The sequence below is a fragment of the Pseudanabaena sp. PCC 9330 genome, assembly GCF_055795045.1.
The window spans coordinates 15169-31315 of sequence record NZ_JAYFES010000026.1 but is presented as its reverse complement, the minus strand read 5'-3'; the positions used below and the strand labels follow the sequence as shown (position 1 = coordinate 31315).

The 16147-nt window shown below is 56.5% G+C and carries 12 protein-coding genes; 4 read left to right on the top strand and 8 right to left on the bottom strand.

From position 1 onward, the window contains the following. A partial coding sequence (locus AC0QKW_RS00565) for a type I restriction endonuclease subunit R (RefSeq protein WP_473149126.1) occupies positions 1-3092 on the top strand: 3092 nt, incomplete at its 5' end. A gap of 15 nt (positions 3093-3107) precedes the next feature. On the opposite strand, the gene AC0QKW_RS00560 is transcribed toward AC0QKW_RS00565, so the two are convergent. Both AC0QKW_RS00560 and AC0QKW_RS00555 read right to left on the bottom strand, forming a co-directional pair. Then, complete coding sequence (locus AC0QKW_RS00560; protein ID WP_473149125.1) at positions 3108-4007, bottom strand: restriction endonuclease; 900 nt, start codon at positions 4005-4007, stop codon at positions 3108-3110. A 132-nt stretch (positions 4008-4139) separates the two neighbouring features. Beyond that, complete coding sequence (locus AC0QKW_RS00555; RefSeq protein ID WP_473149124.1) at positions 4140-4679, bottom strand: tyrosine-type recombinase/integrase; 540 nt, start codon at positions 4677-4679, stop codon at positions 4140-4142. Positions 4680-6078: 1399 nt separating this feature from the next. On the opposite strand from AC0QKW_RS00555, the gene mobF reads away from it, so the two are divergent. Then, positions 6079-9528, top strand: coding sequence for a MobF family relaxase (mobF, locus tag AC0QKW_RS00550; protein WP_473149123.1), 3450 nt, complete (start codon positions 6079-6081; stop codon positions 9526-9528). A 339-nt stretch (positions 9529-9867) separates the two neighbouring features. Here mobF and AC0QKW_RS00545 read toward each other — a convergent pair whose 3' ends face one another. Continuing rightward, positions 9868-10197 (bottom strand): DUF3892 domain-containing protein, encoded by a 330-nt coding sequence (locus AC0QKW_RS00545; protein ID WP_473149122.1) that lies wholly within the window; start codon positions 10195-10197, stop codon positions 9868-9870. A 111-nt stretch (positions 10198-10308) separates the two neighbouring features. Between AC0QKW_RS00545 and AC0QKW_RS00540 the strand changes: the two genes are divergently transcribed. Then, a complete protein-coding gene (locus AC0QKW_RS00540; RefSeq protein ID WP_473149121.1) occupies positions 10309-10668 on the top strand; it encodes a helix-turn-helix domain-containing protein in 360 nt (119 codons plus the stop codon). Between the two features lie 2 nt (positions 10669-10670). Then, on the top strand, positions 10671-11570 hold the full coding sequence (locus AC0QKW_RS00535) for an ImmA/IrrE family metallo-endopeptidase (RefSeq protein ID WP_473149120.1): 900 nt from the start codon (positions 10671-10673) through the stop codon (positions 11568-11570). 563 nt (positions 11571-12133) lie between these two features. On the opposite strand, the gene AC0QKW_RS00530 is transcribed toward AC0QKW_RS00535, so the two are convergent. Genes AC0QKW_RS00530 through AC0QKW_RS00510 form a run of 5 tightly spaced genes read right to left on the bottom strand, consistent with a single transcriptional unit; the run spans position 12134 to position 16132 of the window. Further along, positions 12134-13261: a peptidoglycan DD-metalloendopeptidase family protein gene (locus AC0QKW_RS00530; RefSeq protein WP_473149119.1), complete on the bottom strand. Its 1128-nt coding sequence runs from the start codon at positions 13259-13261 to the stop codon at positions 12134-12136. Continuing rightward, entirely contained in the window at positions 13245-13667 is a 423-nt protein-coding gene (locus AC0QKW_RS00525) for a hypothetical protein (RefSeq protein WP_473149118.1), read from the bottom strand. The genes AC0QKW_RS00530 and AC0QKW_RS00525 overlap by 17 nt, the downstream gene beginning before the upstream one ends. 2 nt (positions 13668-13669) lie before the next feature. Beyond that, positions 13670-14218, bottom strand: a complete 549-nt coding sequence (locus AC0QKW_RS00520) for a hypothetical protein (RefSeq protein WP_430714214.1) — start codon at positions 14216-14218, stop codon at positions 13670-13672. Next, complete coding sequence (locus AC0QKW_RS00515) at positions 14218-15486, bottom strand: hypothetical protein (protein WP_473149117.1); 1269 nt, start codon at positions 15484-15486, stop codon at positions 14218-14220. Before AC0QKW_RS00515 ends, AC0QKW_RS00520 begins: the two co-directional genes overlap by 1 nt. Beyond that, complete coding sequence (locus tag AC0QKW_RS00510) at positions 15470-16132, bottom strand: hypothetical protein (RefSeq protein ID WP_473149116.1); 663 nt, start codon at positions 16130-16132, stop codon at positions 15470-15472. Before AC0QKW_RS00510 ends, AC0QKW_RS00515 begins: the two co-directional genes overlap by 17 nt. Between the last annotated feature and the right edge of the window lie 15 nt (positions 16133-16147).

Below are 16147 nucleotides of genomic sequence, written 5' to 3'. Positions count from 1 at the left end.
CCGCCCTCTACACCGAAGACCTGCTGGCCTACTTTCAAACCGCCTGGCCAGATCGCTGGCAAAAACTCTGCAAAAGCAATCCCAGTGACCCCGCCAGCGTACTAATTCAGCAAACTGTCCGCGCCCTGGAGAAAACCGGCACCCTCGACGTGCTGCGCCATGGCTTCAAACTCCCCGGCGTCAAAGTCGAGCTGTGCAGCTTCAAGCCCGACCACGGCATGAACCCCGATACCCAGGCCCGCTACCAAGCCAACCGCTTGCGCGTCGTGCCCGAAGTCTCCTATTCCCCCCACGCCCGCAAAGGCGAATATAACCCCCGCCTTGACCTGGTGCTATTCGTTAACGGCATCCCCACCGCCACCCTCGAACTCAAAAGCGAGTTCAAACAATCTATCGAAAACGCCAAACGGCAGTATTGCCACGACCGACCCACCAAAGACCCCCTCACCCGCAAAGCCGAACCCCTGCTGACCTTCAAACGCGGTGCCCTGGTCCACTTCGCCGTTAGCCAGCAAGACGTGGCCATGACCACCAAACTAGCGGGCAAAGACACCTTCTTTTTGCCCTTCAACCGGGGCAGTGATGAGGGCGGCGCTGGTAACCCACCCCCCGCCGACGAAAACTCCTACGCCACCGGCTACCTGTGGGAGCAGCTGTTTCAGCCCGATGCCTGGCTCAAGGTGCTGGGCCGCTTTCTGCACCTGGAGCAGAAGACCATCGAACACTTCGACGGCACCCGCACTACCAAGGAGACACTGATCTTCCCCCGCTACCACCAGTGGCAGGTGGTGAACCAGCTGATCGAGGCCACCCATCGGGAAGGGGCTGGCCAGCGGTATCTGGTTCAGCACAGCGCCGGGTCGGGCAAATCCAACTCCATCGCTTGGGCCGCCCACCAGCTCGCGGCCATGTATGACGACACCGGCAACAAACTATTTAGCTCCGTCATCGTCGTCACTGATCGCACCGTGCTCGACAGCCAGCTGCAAAACACCATCTACCAGTTTGAGCACGCCCAGGGGGTCGTCGTGCGCATTACCCGCGACGGTACCAGCCAGAGCAAGTCAGAGCAGCTGGCCGAGGCGCTGGCCGCCCAAACCCGCATCATCATCGTCACCATTCAAACCTTCCCGGCCCTGTTCGACGCGCTGGATAAATACCCCGCACTGGCCAGTGGTCGCTACGCGGTGATCGCCGACGAAGCCCACTCTTCCCAGACCGGCTCCGCCGCCAGCAAGCTCAAAGCCATCCTGGGCAGTGATCAGCCCGACCAGGAAGACATCAGCGCCGAGGAACTGCTCGCCGCCGCCGTGCAGGCCCGCCGCCCCAACGACCGCATCAGCTACTACGCCTTTACCGCCACCCCAAAAGCCAAAACCCTAGAGCTGTTTGGCCGTCCTCCCAACCCCCAGCAGCCCGCCAGCGCCGACAACAAACCCGCACCCTTCCACCTCTACTCCATGCGCCAGGCGATTGAGGAGAACTTCATTCTCGATGTGCTGCTGAACTACACCACCTACGCCACTGCCTGGAAGATCGCCCATCCCAACGGCGACGACGAAGAAGTTGATTCTAAAAAAGCCCGCACCAAGCTGGCCCGCTGGGTGCGGCTGCACCCCTACAACATCAGCCAAAAAGTCGAGGTGATAGTCGAGCACTTCCGAGAGCATGTGCGCCACCTGCTCAATGGGCAGGCTAAGGCCATGGTGGTCACCAGCAGCCGTCAAGAGGCGGTGCGTTACCAGCTGGCGCTCAAAGCCTACGTCAAAGAGAAAGGCTATACCGATGTGCATCCCCTGGTGGCCTTTTCGGGCAGCGTGCCCCCCGATGATGTCATCCCCGAAGAAGTCACCGAAACCAGCAGCCTGCTCAATGCCGGGCTGAACGGGCGCGACCTGGCCAAAGCCTTCGACACCGCCGACTTCAACATCATGATCGTCGCCAACAAATACCAGACCGGTTTCGATCAGCCCAAGCTCTGCGCCATGTATGTCGATAAAAAACTGCACGGCGTCGACTGCGTGCAAACCCTGTCGCGGCTCAACCGCCCCTTTCCTGGCAAAGCCACCTTCATCCTCGACTTCTTCAACGAGGCCCAAGACATCCTTGAGGCCTTTTTGCCCTACTACACCAAGGCCGAACTGGCCGATGTCTCTGACCCGCAGATCATCTACGACCTGCAAGGCAAACTCGATGAGGAAGGCATTTACCACTGGCAGGAGGTGGAAGCCTTTGCCCTGGCCTTCTTTAACCCCAAGGCCGCCAACGCCAACCTCAAATACTATTGCCAGCCCGCCGTAGACCGCTTTAAGCAGCGCTACACCGCCGCCGAAGCCGCCCGCCGCCAAGCCCTAGAGCAGAAACACGCCGCCCATGGCAACAGCACTAACCTTAAACAAGCCGAGCATGAGCTAAAAGCGGCAGGCGAACAGATCGACCAGCTCGATCTGTTCAAGAAAAACCTCCAGAGCTTTGTGCGGCTCTACGAGTTTCTGTCGCAGATCGTCGATTACGAAGACGCAGAGCTAGAGCAGCTCTGCGTCTATGCCAAGCATCTGCACCCCCTGCTGCGGCGTGATCGCCTGGAGCAAGAAGATGTGGATATCTCAGAACTGGAGCTGACCCACTATCGCCTCACCAAGCGGGCTGAGCAGCAGCTGCGGCTGGCCGAAGATGAAGGAGATTATCTGCTGAAGCCGGGGAGTGCGATCGGCACCGGCAAAGCTCACGACCCCGAGAAACAGCGCCTCTCGGAAATCATTCAGGCATTGAACGACCTATTTGGGGCAGAGGTCGGCGACGACGACCAGCTACAGTTCCTCAACACCATTGCCCAGCGCATCAGCCGCCAGGATGACGTGATGGCCCAGGTCAATAACCACACTGCTGAGCAGGTGATGCACGGTCTGTTTCCCAAACGGGTAGTCGATACGGTGCTCGACGCCATGACTGACCACGAAAAGCTCTCGCTAGAAGTGCTGGATAACGAGGAGGCTGGACGGCAGTTTGCCCTGCTGGTGTTGAAGATTTTGACTGCCGCTAAGAGCACTCTAGGCAAGGGTTTAGGGGCTGATGAGCGATCTGTAGGGTAGGGGTGGGGCGATCGCCTACGCCTCAGTAAAGAAATCTTCGTCAATTCGCTTGAGGTGGAACGTCTCATGAATACTGACCCCCACATCATGCTCAATCATGAGCTGAGCCAACTGCTGACCATCAATCAGCACAATCTTGCTATCTCGTAGTCGCTCAACGTAGGTGCGGGCCTGCTGGGTGAAGCTGGAGGTGGTCATGAATACCCCTTTCCTCGCTCCGACACCGGCTAGGGCACCTTGGAAAGCTTGGATCTTCTCTCGCCCAACCGACTTGTCCTGGTCCCATCGCTTGGCCTGAATGTAGATGGCATCAAGACCTAGCTTATCTTCTTTAATTAGGCCATCAATGCCGCCATCTGGACCGGTGGGAACTCCCTCAACATCTTTGATGCTACCTCCATAGCCCATAGCATGAAGCAATCGCAGAACTAGCCATTCAAAAGCGCCAGGGTCTATCTGCTTAATTTTGTCCAGCAGGTCATCCCGTAAGCTGGCTTCCAGAATTGAATAGGCATCCCGGATCATCTCATCGGGAGTCGTCTGCTGAGTCTTAGCTGTTTCAACTGTATTCTGCCGATCTCGTTCATCGGGGATGGTGCGCTCTTTGAACTGGCGGTATTCCTCAAACCGCTGCAAATATATGTCGTTGATAGCAGATGGCTGCTCAGTCAGAACGTCTTGCCCCCTTGGGGAAATGCGGATGTACCCACGGCGGGGGCTTTCTAGCAACAGGGCCTTACGGAGATGAGTACAGGCCCAGCCAACCCGATTATCAAAAATTGATTGGCGACCGCTGGGGAGCTTTAAAGCCCGTTCTTCGGGAGTAAGTCCAATCTGTTGGGCCAACTGCTCTCTCAATTCTCGGATAGGGTGTTCTTCGCTGTCCTGGCTGGCGAGCTGAAGCAGGGGCAGCATAAGCTCGTCATAAGTAGGGACTGGGGGCATGGAGTCGCTGGAACATGGGGGGAGCATCTTAGTATTGCCCAGAGCGGCTTAAGCTGTCCCAGCTTCATGAAGTACTCAATCTATTGATTAAACAGCCAGTGATTAGAGCTGCGCGATCGCCTCCACCTTCTCCTCCTCCGACACATCGAGGTATCGCTGGAGCGCCGCCATCGACGACCACCCGCCCAGGTCTTGGATCGCCTTCAGCCTGACCCCCGCCTTATCCAACCGCGTGGCCCAGGTGCGCCGGTTGCTGTGGGTGCTATACCCGCGCAGACCTAGACGGCCGCACGCCTTCCTGAGCGCCAAATCACAAGCCTGCCGCGTAATCGGCCCCTCGCCACTGCGCCCTGGAAACAGATACCCGCTGGTCGGTAACCCCGTCTCCCCCAGAACAGCCTTGAGCTTGGGATGAATCGGCACCGCCCGCGTCCGCTTCGTCTTCGTCGTCGCCTTGCGCAGCACGATTGTCTCCCCCACCACATCCTCCGCCCGCAGCTGCCGCGCCTCGCTCACCCGGCAGCCCGTGTAGTAGCAGATCGAAAACAGCGATCGCATTTTAGGGCTCAGCTCCCCCATCACCTGCCCAAACTGATCCGCCGTCCAAATTTCTGCCTGGTCGTGGCGATCGCGCTTCGGCACCGGCTCACCTCAGAATTGGATCCAAACTAGCCCTGTAAAACTTGACTTGCTCTTTTTGTAATTTCAGCAAGTCTAGTTTATCCGCATAGCAAGGGTTTCGGCGGTTTGGGGCAAAACCAGTAGGGCTTGTTGAGAATTAGGCCCTCTTTTTGAGAATGCCAAGAGGCTGAATTTTGGCCTCAGCCTGAGTTGGGATTTCCCCTGCAGCTGCCACGATTGTGGTGAGCAGAGCTACGCTGAGTCGATCGCTAGAGGCAGGGCTAGCCAGAAAATCGTAAAAGACAGTTCCAGGCGGGTGAACTGAAAGGTCTACTGGGAGTCAACTGAAAAGGTCTACTGAGAGTCAACTGAACCGTCAACTGAGAGTCGACTGAAAGGTCAACTGAACGGTCTACTGGAAGTCAACTGAGAGTCGACTGAAAGGTCAACTGAACGGTCTACTGAGAGTCAACTAAAAAGGTCTACTGAGAGTCAACTGAATGGTCAACTGAACGGTCTACTGAGAGTTAACTGAACGGTCTACTGAGAGTTAACTGAACGGTCAACTGAGAGTCGACTGAACAGTCAACTGAACAGTCAACTGAGAGTTAACTGAACGGTCTACTGAGAGTTGATCGGGAAAGTCTACTGAAAGTTGATTGGGAAAGTCTACTCAGGTCGATCAAAGAAGTCTACTCAGAGTTGATCGGGAAAGTCTACTCAGAGTGAATCGAGAAGGTGAACCCAGAGTGAATCGAGAAGGTGAACCCAGAGTGAATCGAGAGGGTGAACCCAGAGTGAATCGAGAGGGTGAACCCAGAGTGAATCGAGAGGGTGAACCCAGAGTGAATCGAGAGGGTGAACTGGACAGGTGAATCGAAAGTGAACTAGACAGGTGAATCGCGGGTGAACTGGACAGGTGAATCGCGGGTGAACTGGACAGGTGAATCGAAAGTGAACTAGACAGGTGAATCGAAAGTGAACTAGACAGGTGAATCGCGGGTGAACTGGACAGGTGAATCGAAAGTGAACTAGACGGGTGAATCGCGGGTGAACTAGCTCTGTGACGCCACTTACCGCCATTGACCGCCATTGACCGCTTTTCCCCGCCAGGACTCTCTGTCTCGACATTCTTGGGCGTTATGAGGCGACACCGAGCGTTAGATGGCACAGCGGCCCTATCAGCGGGGGTAGCTACGCCCTAAGAGGGCTACGCTTCCGAACCGTACAGACACTACGCCATCCCTGGCGGGGCAAAACCCTCCTAAACCCCACAGGGCAATCGGTTTAGCGATTGCAGCCCCCATGCTTTGGAGCAGGGACGGCCTAACAATTCTTTACCCGAAACAATCGATTTGCAATATGGGGGAGATATTCGAAGGCTACTATCCAACCCATTGGTTTAGCGATTAGACGCTCCATGCTATCGATGTGCTCGGTCTCCGCTGCCCAGGCGGAAACCTACTACGAAAAAGACGACTATTACACCGAAGGCTCCGACGCGGGCCACTCAACCGCTCGGTGGTATGGCCAGGGCGCAAACACCCTCGGACTCCAGGGCAAAGTCAATCCCGAGGACTTCAAATCCCTGCTCCATGGCACCGCCCCAAACGGCGACTGCCTCCACGCCCGCGCCATCGATCCCACCCGTCATCGAGCGGCCACCGACTACACCTTCTCAGCCCCCAAGAGCGTTTCCATTGCCGGGCTGGTGCAAGGCGATCCGCGAGTGATCGCCGCCCATAACCACGCTGTTGATGTGGCCCTAGAGGTCTTGCAAAAGCGCTTTGCCCAGACCCGAATCAGCACCCCCGAAGGACGGCAGCGGGTGGTGACCAGCAACATAGTCGCGGCGGTTTTTCAACACGACAGTAGCCGTGAACTCGACCCGCAACTGCACAGCCATTGCGTCGTGATGAACACTACCCAGCTGCCAGACGACGGAGCCTGGCGCAGCCTCAGTAATGAAGAAATTGTGGCCAATCAGATCCTGCTAGGAGAGATTTATCAGAACGAGTTAGCTTACCAACTGCGGCAGTGCGGCTACGATATCGACCCCCAGGGCAAAGGACAATTTGAGCTGCATGACTACAGCCAAACGTTGCTCGGCACCTTCTCAACTCGCACCCGCCAAATTGAAAAGTATCTCCAGCAGTGGCAACAAAACCTGGACGAAACGAAGGGCAGTCCGCTTCATGCCAGCCAGAAAAAGCAGGCGACCCTGCGCACCCGAAAACGCAAACAGGCGGTGCCCCGCGAGGTGCTGCTAGCGGCCTGGCAGCAGCAGATTAGCGACCAGAGTCTCACCCTGCCCGAGGTGCCCCAACAGGAGCGAGATCTCTCCACTGCCGCCCACTATCAGGCCGACCAGATGGCCCGCGTGGGCACCGCCCATGCCTCAGAGCGAGAGTCAGTCTTTCGCCGGGGGAAGGTAGAGCGCTTTGCCCTAGAACATGCCCTGGGTGAAATGCCCTTTGCGATCTTGCACCAGGCGCTCACGGCCCAGGGCGAGCTGCTGCCCGTGGACGTGGTCAAAGACAAATGCACCACCACCGCCGCGCTGCATCGAGAGCGCGACACCATTGGGCTCATGCACCAGGGCCAGCACCAGTGGGCACCGATTCTGAGTGAGGCCGAACTCCAGAATCAGCTGCATCAGTGTCCGACCCTGAGCGCCGGTCAGCAGCGAGCCCTCACCCTGGCCCTGACCAGTCCTGATCAGATGTTGGCCTGGCAGGGCCTACCGGGCAGCGGCAAGACCTTTGTGTTGCAGGCCTTCAAACAATCAGCTGAAGCCCAGGGCTTTTCAGTGCGAGGGTTTGCCCCCAGCGCCGAAGCGGCCAACGTGCTGGGCAAAGAAGCCGGACTGCCGACCGATACCGTAGCTAGCCTGCTACATGATCCCGATCCAGCGCCTGAACAGCGAGAAATCTGGGTGATTGACGAGGCCGGGCTGCTCTCCGCTAAAGATGCCCATGGGCTGCTGAGCCTGGCCATGGAGCAAAAGGCTCGCGTCATTCTGGTGGGAGACACCCGCCAGCTTTCAGCCGTAGAGGCAGGCAACCCATTCAAGAGCTTGCAGGCTGGAGGCATTCAAACCGCCTTTCTCGATGAGTCCCGACGGCAGAAAACAGCCGCCCTGAAGCAAGCCGTTAACCTGCTGGCCACCGACCAGACAGAAGCGGCCTTTCAAACCTTGGTGGGAGCAGGCGCGATCCAAACGATTCCATCTCCCCCAGCACGCCTCCAGCAGGTGGCCACCGACTACCTGGCCCTGGGCGAGACAGAGCGAGACAAAACCCTGCTGCTTGCCGGAACCAACCAAGAGCGCCTGGTCCTCACCTCTCTGATTCGCACCGGGCTTCAGGCCCAGAGCCAGCTCAGCACCGACGGCTTTACCCTGACCTCCTTGCGGCGCAAAGACATGACCCAGGCGCAGGCAGGCTATGCCGCCCACTATGCCAGCGGAGACATCGTTATCCTCAACCAGCCCTACAAACGCCAGGGCCTGGTGAAGCAGCAGCCCTATCAAGTCGTCCAGGTCGATGCCCGCTGCAACCGACTGACCCTGGCCAACGCAGCCGGTCAAATGCTGGAGATTGACCCAGCGGCCTGCCCCAATAAGACGGTCTACACCCGCCAGGCGATCCCTGTTGCCGTGGGCGATCGGCTGCGCTGGACGCGCAACGACCGGACGCAAAACATCCGCAACGGGCAGGCCTTTACCCTGGCCGCCATCGACGCCCAAGGCCAGGCCGAGATCCGCTACCCCGATGGTCGCTGTGACAGTGTCGATTTAACTGGCTTGCAGTATGTCGATTACGGCCTGGTGAGCACCACCTACAGCGCCCAGGGCAAAACCGCTGACCGAGTGATGGCGCTGATGGATGCCACCACCAGCCAGGAGTCATTTTATGTGGCCGTGTCGAGGGCCAAATACCAGCTCTCCCTCTACACCGCCGACCCCGATGACCTGCTGCGCCAGGCACAGCGATCCTCCGCCAAGGAAAACGTCAGCGACTATATCCCACTCTTCAATTTGGTGACTACCCATGGCCAGACCTCGGAAAGTACCTCCACCGCCGCCCCCTCAACAGTGGGCGATCGAGATGCCGCCAGGGCTCTTGGTCGAAGCGCTGGTGAGCGCGTTGCAGCAGGCCTTGCTACCGCTCCAGCAGCAGATCGCGGGGCTGCAGCAGGACAACGCCCAGCTGCGAACTCAGATCGAGGATTTGGTGTGCCACCAGGCCCAATCGGAGCAGGTGCTGAGGCAGATGACCACCGAACACAACCACCTTCAGCAGACCTTGAACGCATTGCTGAAGGGGCTAGAGGCTGGCAGCAGCAGCGACAGCTCCAGTCAATTGCAGGCACTCTTATCGGCCTTAGTGACACAGCTGAACGAGTTAAGTCAGCGGGTGAGCAGCAATCTCGATGGGCAAGAGCGATCTCTATCCTTGCTCATGACCTCGCTCGCAGCCTTGAACGGCGACGCCAGCAGCGGGAGCAGCGACAGCAGATCAGCGCCGAGCAGATGATGTGGGCTGAACGCCTGGTGCCGGAGGTGAGAGGTATCCTGACGCTAGCCAGGCAGGCTGGCGAGACCGAGCAAACTGGGCCTGACACCTGGGTGCTCAAGGGCCGACACTACACGCTGTCATTTTGCCAAGCGACCGACACGATCTCTCTGGTGGCCCAGGATGGACGCGGCGAGCTGCTCCGACTTCAGCGACCCCAGGGGGCCTGGCAACCGCAGCTGGCCCAGGGCATCACGGCAGAGGATGTTGGCCGAATCCAAAAGTCCCATCGACTGCTGAACCAGGCGATAGAAGCCCCCCAGCGCTCCCGCCAGTTCGAGATGGAACGCTAAGGATGGGGCTGTATCTAAAACCCTGTCTTTTACCCAACATTAAATGAAAGTTTGGTGTTATGTGAGTAATTCCTTATGAATCTAATTATATTAAGTCCGCTTGATCGACCATACTATTAACCTAGGTAGACCAGGATTAGCGGCCTACAATTCTTAGGTTTATTAGCCGGACTTGATATCACTGGTAAAATTCATCTTTACAATTTAGTCATTGGGTGGCTGTAGATCTATTTACGAAGAAAAATATGAGTCTTCACAATAATCTAAACTAGTCACTCACACATATTAAGTGTGTGAGTGACTAGTTTAGATTGGATTAGGTTCCCAATGATTGGACTCCTAGGGACATTCAGGTAGTGATAGAAGGTTGTTTTGGGATTCACCATCTCGTTCAGTAGTCAGGTATTTATTGCCGAGGCGGCTCACAGAGACAATAACATTTGCGGTTGAACCATTGCGGCTGACATAAAAGCTCCACTTACCGCTCTCTACACCGTTGATTGCCTCTTGCTGAGTAAGATGCCAAGCCGAGCCAGTAGAATTACGTCCCCCTATGTGAGTAATTCTTTCATGAGGACTCAGGCGGTTAGACTTAGTAATGCACAGAACTTGATGCCTTGAAGCCATTCCAGAACCTCCATAGTTTTTGTGAGATGCAGCGTGAGTCATAGTCGAATCTCCTTAGGGTTGTGATATGATTGATAACGATCGTGATATACGCAATATAACACAAGTGATAAAAAATATCACGCTTGTTTTATAAAATCTTAAGGTTTGCTCATGGAATCATCCGATCTGAGGCATATTGGCAAAAAATTACGCCAGATCCGTGAGTCAGAAGGTTTGACTCAAGTGCAATTTGCCAAAAAGGTCAAATTGACTCAAGCAGCTATCTCACAATTTGAAGATGGAAAACGTATTCCTTCATCGAAGGCACTTCAGAAAATCGCTGTAGGTCTTGGTATTTCACTAGATGGTCTTCTTGAGAATATGACCTCTGACGGTGAAGATAGTAAGAAAAACTCCGCCATTCAGGCACTTGTTGCAAGATTGAAAAATGAAGAAATTGATACAGAGGAGATTATTGCTCTTAATCGTTTTTTTGATGCCCGTTTTGGTAGCAAGGATAGTGAGGATTAGAAATGAGTTCTGAATCGATGCGAAATCGGAACCCTTATTTTGAGAGGGTTGATGAAGATCCCGAGTATGAAGTAAGAAAGGTTCTGGCACAAATTAACTGGGATGGCTCCATACCCGTTAATCTAATTGAAGTTTGTGATATGTATGGTTTTGACGTTCAGTTTTCTCCCATGCCTGATGTGAAAGAGATAGGCACTACAAAATTTTTCGGAGATGGGGATTTCTGTATCGTTATTAATACTCATAACACTAACTGCCTAGATGGTTTCTCTGATAACCAGTCTGAGTCTCGTAGGCAAAGATTCACTTTGGCCCATGAGATTGGGCATTGTGTTTATAAGAGTCATACAGATATTAGATTACAAAAAAATCTTCAAACTCCATCAAATCCCCATTCTAGAAATTATGTAAGGCAAAGAGAAGAACAAGCAAATCTTTTTGCTGCTTATCTGTTGATTCCACGAGAGGCATTTAAGAAATTGCTGCGAAACGTTGACTGGCGCAATGTTTCAGGACTTGTTCAAAAAGTTTCTGAAAATTTTGATGTTTCTGTACAGGTAGCTGCTCAGCAGATAGCTCGATTAGCAGATTTTCCTTGCATTACAATTCTGTTTAAGGAAGATGGAAACCCTTTAAGAACACCCACATACTCTCCAGATTTTTCCGAAACAGGTCTTTTTTACGGAAAACATCAGCCTTTACCAGAAGGAACCCTTGCCTTTCAGATGTTGAATGGTAAAAGTTCTAAGCAGTGTGACAAAAGGCGCTATGGAGATGCTTCAACCTGGTTCCCTAATGCCGCAGAGTGGAAGGCTGAGAAGTTTTCTGTCACTGAAACTAGCATTAGAACTGGTCAGTACGGTATTGCTTCATTCCTTGAAATTGAAGAACTAGATAACTAATACTGTTTCTTTAAAATTCTGCAAGCGTTAGGTAATTTTTACTATGGAAATTCGGGAGTGGAAGAGAGAGCTACCAACTGCGGTAGAGACACAACTTGGTATAGCCCCTACAGGCACCGCTGCCCTGTGGGGGCTTTGTTTTGGGTAGGTGTGACGCCACTGATCGCCATTGACCGCTTTTCCCCGTCAGGGCTCTCTGCCTCTGCCTCCCTGGACGTCATGGGGTGACACCGAGCGTCAAATGGCGCAGTAGCCCCAGCAGCGAGGGTGGCTACGTCCAGGAGGGTTACGCTTCCGCACCGTTCTGACACTATGCCAGCCCTGGCGGGGTGAAATTCCCCTAAACTCTTTCCAACAAGCGTTTTAGCGATTTCCGGGGGTGGGATGATCGCAATAGGCCCTCGGCCACTGCCCCACCGGCCAAAGCCCTTTTGATGGGTTGTGAGGGGTGGGGCGACGGCGGCAATAACCAACAAAATGCCCCCAGCAATCGCTAGGGGCAGAGGTGAAATTCTATTTACGCTAGACAGCTTACCCCTGCTATCGCCCCCACTGCCAAGGGCCTACTTTTCCAAGTTCTCCTGCCGGAGCCGGTGGAACTTTTCCGCCGCACTGTCGGCATAGCTCTTGATGGACTCATAGCCCGATTGAGGGCGCGTATCGTGGGCCAGCTCAGGGTTGCCCGAATACCACTCCGCCGCCACCCGCTTTACTGCCGTATTCATATCGTGGCCCGCCTGAATCTGCCGCTGGAGAGCACTCTCCAGCTTGACCCCCACGATCTGCTGCTGAATCTCGGGGTTCTGCAAAAACTCTTGGGGCGATACATCACGGCCCAGCACGTCATAATCCCAGCCGCAGTTGCTCTTCGGTTTGCCGTCCCAGGAGCAATAGAGGTTTTGCGGCATCACCTGCCCCAGGCCCAATGCCCCCGTGTCAGGGTTGACGGCACTGGGGTCACCGCCCGACTCCTTGGCAACAATCGCCTGGTAGAGCGCAATCGTATCCCCCAGCCGCTCATTCGGCTTGCGGCCATTCAGTGCCCAGACCAGATAGCCCTTCTGCGGAGCCTGGGCCACGCCCCCTTGTAGCTGCTCCCAGTGCAGGTGAGCGCCCGTGCTGCCACCGGTATTGCCCGTCTTTGCCACCACCGCCCCGGCCCGGTGTTCACCCCCCTGGCAGTGAGACAGGTGAGCTGCCCTAAAGGTGATCTCAGGGAACGCTGAACTGGTCATATCCGCCACCGTGCCATAGCCCTTCGGGTCACTCCAGCAGCGCACCGATACCCGATCGCCCGCATAGCCGATCGCATGAACCGATACCCCCTCCGGCGTCGGCAGGTCAATACCCGAGTGCATCCGCATCTCCTGGTGGATGGGGTGCATCCGCAGGCCAAAGCCCGAGTTGACGGTGTAGCCTGCGATCACATCGCCCTTGCTGATCAGGGTTTTAAAGTCATCGTCATAGAACCCGGCCACCGCCTCCGCCACGACGCTGACTTTCCTAAACCGTGCCCCCCAGGATTCATTCGTCTCCTGATCGACCATCACCCATACCGAGGAAGCGATCGCCCCCACGCAGCCCAGCTTGAGCACCAGCTCGCCCGCCTGCATCGCCGTGCCAATCACATAGCGCCAGGTCGGCGGCAACTCTGACCAGTGGGGTTTGTAGTTTCTAACGGTTGAGTTCACTGTGGGTCACCTCCCCCTCTGTCACCGTCACATCGAGGGCCAGGCCATTGTCCAAGGCCCAGCGATAGACCCCGTTACCCAGGGCGCAGGCCGGCTGCCCCAACCACTCCAGAGCGATCGCCTCCGACTCCCCCACCAACGCCCTGCGCAGCTCCGCCTTAGTCGCATCAAGGGCAACCGGGTCAGGAGCCACCGCCACACAGGCTTGCAAACGAGCATCCTCGCCAGACAGACGATTCACCAGCTGCCACGCTGCAGGTTGATGGGTGTTGACCCACGACTTCACCCCATAGACTGGGTTGTAGAACTGCCCCCGCCCCGGTTGCTTCAGGTCTAAAAACGCGGCCCCGACGAACAACGCCGCCAGGGCCAGCAGGTACCGGGTGCGGGTTTGCCAGAACAGCATCGCTACTCCCCGACCTTCACAGCGCGGGTGTAGGGACGAGTCTCAATCGGCTGCCCCACACGTTCTTCCCCGGTCAAGACCTTGTGAGCGCTGCCCGCAATACTCTGCGTTGGCACCACCAACATCGCCCCGAAATTAGTCCCCGCCACCACCGGATTCCAGATGTCGCCCCCAGCTTTAACTGCCGAACCTTGCAGCACATTCAGCCCCGCCGAGAGCACAAACAACCCGCCCCACACCGAGATAAAAGCTCCACCCATCGTCTGTAACGGGTGGTTCCGCAAACAGCTGAGGCCGCTGCGAATCACCGGAAAAATGCTCCAGGGATCGGTGGTGGGAGTGATAACAAAGATGGGCTTGCGCTTGCCGCTGGTGGCATCGAACCAGCCACCATCCTGCACGTTAGAGCGCATGGCATTGCGTGGCGCGAGCTGGACACCGCTGCCCCGCCCCGGCGAGCTGAGCTGAGGCGTGATGTCGATGATTTGCCCGTCGATGATCTCAGGGCCGTTGTTGCTGTTAGCGAGTTGATTGTTCTTAGAGCTAGCCATTAGGAATTTTCCTCAATGATGGATTTGATACGGTCGAACAAATCGGAGCCCTCCTGGTACTTGTGCCCCTGGTAGCCCAGCACCTCCTTGATCACCTTCGAGCGCGACATCCCCTGGGCCAGGGCGTTGGTTACGGCGATGATCAGGGGCAGATCTGGCCCCTGGGAGGCCTTTTGAAACTCGGTTCGGTTTGTAACCGATTCGGCTGTATCCGTTGCTATGCCGTGGTTACCGCGAGTTAGGCCACCGGTTATGGAGGCCGAACTTAGTTCGGGCACTTCATAGGCCACCATTGGCAGCCATTCTTTGATTTCTGAGTGGTAAAAAACCGCCTGCTTCGGCGAGAAGGATCGCTCAAAAATCACCTCATCCTCAATCGGTGGAATGCTGGTGTCTGACTTCCGCAGGCTCTCCAGATGGCTCTGGCTGCTGGGGGTCTGAATGGTGAGCAGGTCGAACGTGGCCCTCATACCGCCGCTGACCCCGATATCCCCCACCAGCGACGACTGCGTAATCGCCCACAGCGCTCGGTCATCCGTCTCCCCCGACGATAGCTCCATGGTGAGCTGTGACTTGAGGAACGCTTCGTACCAGGTCTTGAAAGCCGTCTTCATCATCGCCAGCTCGTCGATGATCAGCACCTTGGGCCGCTGAGGCAGCTGCCGCCAGGCGAAGATGAATTTCTGCATCTGCTCGCAGATGTCGTCGATGTCTTCCTTGGATTCCAACGAGTCAGCCATGAACCCCAGCACGTTGTCGGCCTGCTCCCAGTAGCCGTGCTCCTTGGGGTGGTACTTGGGCTGAATCACCCACACCACCGCGCCCTGCTTCACCTGGGCCTGCCGGTAAGCGTGGGCCACCGTTAGCCCCTTGCCGACCCGAGGGTTAGCTGAAATCAGCGTGGGCCGCATACGAGCCGCGAGAATAGCGGCAGGGTTGCCCACCCGGAAGGACTCGGTTGCCCCAGCGAAAGGCACCTGCCCGTTCCAGCTCTGTGGCTCTGGCGCGAACTGGGGGCCTGCAATCGCCACCTTAGGCTGCTCCCCACCCAGCGCCCAAGCCACCCCACAGCCCACAGACACTAGCCCAAACACCAGCGCCGCAGGCAGATAGGGATAGGTTTTCTCGTAGCGAATCTGAGCCCCATTGGCAAAGGCCTCCAGGTCAGCGGGAGTAAGGTTGCTGGCAGGCCGTTGCAGGCCACAGAACAGCCCCAGGGCAGCGGCCCCAATAGAGCCATAGAGCAGATGGTTAGTCTCTAACTTCATGGGCCTGCACCTCTTCAGACAAAGAGTGTTGTCGGTCGTGGTACTGAACCAGGTTTTCAATGGCGACCACCGCCAGGTTGGTCGGCGGGTCTTGGGGCAGCGCCGCCATTGACCGCGCCACCTCAACGGCCTCGACCCGGAAGAGCGCCGCATTCGCCTGTCGCCAATCGCGATCGCCCTTAGCCGTATCCAACATCACCTGGGCATCACGCTGGTAACGGTTGAGGGGGCAGATGATCTGCTGCTGGTAGCAGGGGTCAGTGGGTTTTAGAACGTCCTGTTCCGCTTGCTGGCGGTAGCGATAGGCCTCATTGTTGAGCACCGACCGACCGACATCAGCCAACACCAAACGGCTGTCTTCGTAGTTGCCCGAGAGCCGGTCTTGAGCCGCCGCCAGCACGTTCTCGTAGTTAGGAGCGGGCAGTTCGCTCTGATAGGTGCCCTCGTCGCCCGTGCGGCCAGACTGAGCAAAGGCGAAGGCAATGCCGGAGAGAGCGGCCACCGCGATGCCACCGGCAGCCCAGTACCGGCGGTTTTGCCACCAGGGAACGGGGGCCAGGTAGATGTTTTGGATAGGCGATGCACCGCTAACGACCTCGCGACGGTATTCGAGGGGGACGGCAGGGGGAGTGAATTTGGCTTCCATGGCGTTATGACCAGA

Bases quoted from the DNA above. Each gene is read 5' to 3' on its own strand.
- AC0QKW_RS00540 (WP_473149121.1), top strand. From the start codon at position 10,309: ATGGAATCATCCGATCTGAGGCATATTGGCAAAAAATTACGCCAGATC.
- AC0QKW_RS00545 (WP_473149122.1), bottom strand. From the start codon at position 10,197: ATGACTCACGCTGCATCTCACAAAAACTATGGAGGTTCTGGAATGGCT.
- AC0QKW_RS00515 (WP_473149117.1), bottom strand. From the start codon at position 15,486: ATGAAGTTAGAGACTAACCATCTGCTCTATGGCTCTATTGGGGCCGCT.
- AC0QKW_RS00520 (WP_430714214.1), bottom strand. From the start codon at position 14,218: ATGGCTAGCTCTAAGAACAATCAACTCGCTAACAGCAACAACGGCCCT.
- AC0QKW_RS00525 (WP_473149118.1), bottom strand. From the start codon at position 13,667: ATGCTGTTCTGGCAAACCCGCACCCGGTACCTGCTGGCCCTGGCGGCG.
- AC0QKW_RS00510 (WP_473149116.1), bottom strand. From the start codon at position 16,132: ATGGAAGCCAAATTCACTCCCCCTGCCGTCCCCCTCGAATACCGTCGC.
- AC0QKW_RS00560 (WP_473149125.1), bottom strand. From the start codon at position 4,007: ATGCTGCCCCTGCTTCAGCTCGCCAGCCAGGACAGCGAAGAACACCCT.
- AC0QKW_RS00535 (WP_473149120.1), top strand. From the start codon at position 10,671: ATGAGTTCTGAATCGATGCGAAATCGGAACCCTTATTTTGAGAGGGTT.
- mobF (WP_473149123.1), top strand. From the start codon at position 6,079: ATGCTATCGATGTGCTCGGTCTCCGCTGCCCAGGCGGAAACCTACTAC.